Source organism: Bradyrhizobium sp. 62, from assembly GCF_023073035.1.
Taxonomy (GTDB): Bacteria; Pseudomonadota; Alphaproteobacteria; order Rhizobiales; family Xanthobacteraceae; genus Bradyrhizobium.
The window spans coordinates 1-3,600 of the sequence record NZ_JADPIT010000034.1 but is presented as its reverse complement, the minus strand read 5'-3'; the positions used below and the strand labels follow the sequence as shown (position 1 = coordinate 3,600).

Genomic DNA, 3,600 nt, shown 5'->3' with positions numbered 1-3,600 from the left:
TGTCCGGCGACAGCAACCGCCTCAAGCTTGAGGTCGGCAAATTCCTCGATTCCGTGCGCGCTGCCTAAGAGCCTCGTTCCAGACAGTTAGAGAGACGCCCTGCCTCTCTCAGGCGGGGCGTTTTTGCATCCGATCGTCGCCGCGAACGTCTCGCGCATGCTTTCGGCGAACATCGGCTGCAAAAGCAAACGGCGGCGACCTCCAGCTGAAATTTACAACTTACTCGCGAAATTATCTCTTCCATTTCAATTATTTGGGCTGAAATCTCAGTATTTCTCCGGGCCTCCCGTTAACCAGAATGCGAAACTCGAGGACTAGATTCTCCGGCAAGGGCGATCAACGTCCATGCAGCCGGCAAGGACTTGGCTGCGTGTTTCCTTTGGGGGAAACTTAGCATGTTGAGCCCTGCTCATCATCAGCAGGTCCGAACTCAGGCCGCCAGCGCGTGGAGTCGGCTTGGAAATGTTCGGATCGGCACGATCTTGCCGATCATCATCTCTGCCCTGGTCTTGCTGGGGTTGGCCTCGGCTGGATTCATCGCCTATGACGCCATCCTCAAGAGGCGAGAGTCCGAGGCATTCCTGAAGGTCAATGCAGTTGCCCATCTGCTGCTGCGCAGCGCAGGACATTGGGCGATTGAACGCGGGCTGACCAACGCCGTGCTGAAGTCTCCTGATGTCGTCAGCCCCGAGCGCCGTGCCGAAATCGCCAAGGCGCGCGCGACGGCCGACGAGGCCTTTCGCCAAGCCGCCCTCGATATCAGCGCGATTCCCGAAATGACGGCGGGGCAAAGACAGATTGCGGACGCCGCGGCGAAATTTGAGGCGCTGCGTCTCTTGCGTGAGAAGGCCGATGCGGGAATGTCGCGCCCGCGCGTCGAACGCGAGCCTGACCTCGTAGATGGCTTCGCGCCGACAATTACGGAGGTGATCGACGTCGCGAGCAACCGCTTGCGGCTGACGCTCGAAACGCTCACCAGCCCGCCCGTGGCAAGGCTGGCTCAGCTCATCGGCTTGCGACATCTGACAGCTCAGATGGCCGAGAATGCCGGAAGGGAGCGGGCCCTGCTGGCTGGGGTCGTCGGTGCGCGCGCGAAGCTCGGGATGGAGGGCTATGAGCGCCTTTCGGCGCTGCGAGCCAAGGTCGAACTCGCATGGGACACGGTATTGCCGGTGCGGCTGCGCTCCGACCTCGCCGTGCAGATCGGCGAGGCGATGACGGAGGTCGAGAAGTCCTATTTTGGAGCCTACGGCGAAACGCGGGCAATTGTGCTCGCCGGTGGCGAAGGCGGGGACTACAAGATCACCGGACCCGAATACTTCACGCGGGCCACTGCCGGCATCAATGCGGTGCTGAAGCTCGGTGAAGCCATTGGCGCGGCCGCTGACCGCGAAGCCACGATGCAGGCAGAAGGCAGCACTCGTAATTTCGCTTTCACGGTCGTGTTGCTCTGCGTCTCGGTGATGCTCGCTGGCCTCAGTTTCTGGATCACCTTTGGCCGGATCCTCAAGCCGCTTTCAGCCATTTCGGTTGCGATGGGTGGGCTCGCCAATGGCGACTTCACGACAGTCGTGCCAGGCACCCGCCGAGGTGACGAGGTCGGCGAGATGGCGCGGACCGTTGAAGTCTTCAAGCAAAACGGCCTTGAAGTCGAACGCATGCGCGGCGATCACGCTGCGGCCGAGCGGCGGGCAGACGAGCAGCGCAAGGCGGATATGCGGAAGCTGGCCGACGGCTTCGAAGCCGCCATCGGGGAGATTGTCGATACCGTGTCCTCGGCAGCGACCGAACTCGAAGCCTCGGCGTCGACGCTCACATCGACCGCGGAGCGCGGGCAGCAGCTCACGACCATGGTTGCTGCGGCCTCCGAGGAGGCGTCGACCAACGTGCAGGCGGTGGCGTCGGCGACCGAGGAGCTATCGTCCTCTATCACCGAGATCAGCAGGCAGGTGCAGGAATCGGCCCGCGTGGCCCACGAAGCTGTCGGCCAGGCGCGCGTCACCACCGAGCGTGTCAGCGAATTGTCCAGGGCGGCGACGCGGATCGGCGACGTGGTCGAGCTGATCAACACCATCGCGGGTCAGACCAATCTCCTGGCGCTCAACGCGACCATCGAGGCCGCGCGCGCCGGCGAAGCCGGTCGCGGCTTTGCGGTCGTCGCCTCCGAGGTCAAGGCACTCGCCGAACAGACCGCGAAGGCCACCGGCGAGATCGGGCAGCAGATCGCCAGCATCCAGACCGCGACCGAGCATTCGGTCGACGCAATCAAGGACATCAGCGGCACTATCGAGAAGCTCTCGGAGATTTCCTCCACCATCGCGGCTGCCGTGGAAGAGCAGGGCGCGGCGACACAGGAAATCTCCCGCAACGTGCAGCAGGCGGCGGAAGGCACCCATCAGGTCTCGGCCAACATCACCGACGTGCAGCGCGGTGCAGGCGAAACCGGCTCGGCGTCGTCGCAGGTGCTGGCGGCGGCCCAGTCGCTCTCCGGAGACAGCAACCGCCTTAAGCTCGAGGTCGGCAACTTCCTCGATACCGTGCGCGCAGCGTGACGCGGCATCGCGCAGTCGCAACCGAATCCGAAATCGGTTGCGTCTGCGGAGCGACCTCGTAGGGGGTGGACGTTAACGCACGCGGACCTCGCTAATTCGCGAAGCATGTTCCGATTGCGCGGGATAGTTGCGGTAATCCGGCAATTCGAGCGGCGCATTCAGTATTTCTACCTAAGCGGCGCCGCTCTCGCGCTTAACGTTAATGGAGGGCTCGTCAGATATCCTTCCCAGCTGTTCACGCGCTTGGTCGCGACAATGCGTATCCCAAGGATATTTTCGATGATGATCATTCAGAACCTGCGAATTGGCACCAAGCTCGCCATCACCTCGGCGCTGACCCTCGCGCTCGTCGCCGTGATGATCCTCCTCCAGATGAGCGGAGGCGCCGAGGTCCAGAAGTTCGGCGATAGCGCATCGAGACAGCAGGCGATCGCGCTCAATGCCGCGGAAGCGAAATCGTCGGTGCGGGGCATGCAGATCGGCATTCGCGACATCCTGATGTCGAGCTCACCGACCGAGATGCAGAAAGCCGCCGGCTATTTCAATGACCGGCAGACGTCGGCCCTGAAGTTCTCGGGTGAAATGGCAAGGCTTTCGCAATCGCCGGAGAACCACAAGCGTATCGACCGCCTGACCGTGTTGATCGGAAATTTCCAGAAGGGCGAGCAGCAGATCGAGGCGGTCCGCAAGCAGGAGCTCGCACTCGAGTCGAAGAAGGACGGCGAAGCGGCGACGCAGTTGGCAAAGCTGACCGCCGAGATCGACCGCATCCGCAAGGAAACGTTGGCGCCGATCAACGCGGAGATATCGGAGCTCGCCGACGAAATCACGAACTTCGCTAAGCACAGGAGTGAGGAGGCGCGCACGGCGGCGGAAGCGCAGGCTGCGTCCGTTGCGCGGACGTCATTGATCGCAGGCGTGCTGGTCGCGCTCGTCCTGATCGGCGCCTGCGTCTTCTCGATCTTCAGCATTGCCCGTCCGATGCGCGCCCTGACTGCCGCAATGGAGAAGCTCGCCGGCGGTGACTTCTCTGTTGTCCTGCCGGGTC

2 protein-coding genes are annotated in these 3,600 nt (G+C 62.7%); both read left to right on the top strand.

Going from position 1 to position 3,600, the window contains the following annotated elements; all coding sequences use genetic code 11:
- The first annotated feature begins 395 nt into the window (after positions 1-395).
- Positions 396-2,552, top strand: a complete 2,157-nt coding sequence (locus IVB47_RS34195) for a methyl-accepting chemotaxis protein (protein WP_247468233.1) — start codon at positions 396-398, stop codon at positions 2,550-2,552.
- A gap of 279 nt (positions 2,553-2,831) precedes the next feature.
- A partial coding sequence (locus tag IVB47_RS34190) for a HAMP domain-containing protein (RefSeq protein WP_346730830.1) occupies positions 2,832-3,600 on the top strand: 769 nt, incomplete at its 3' end.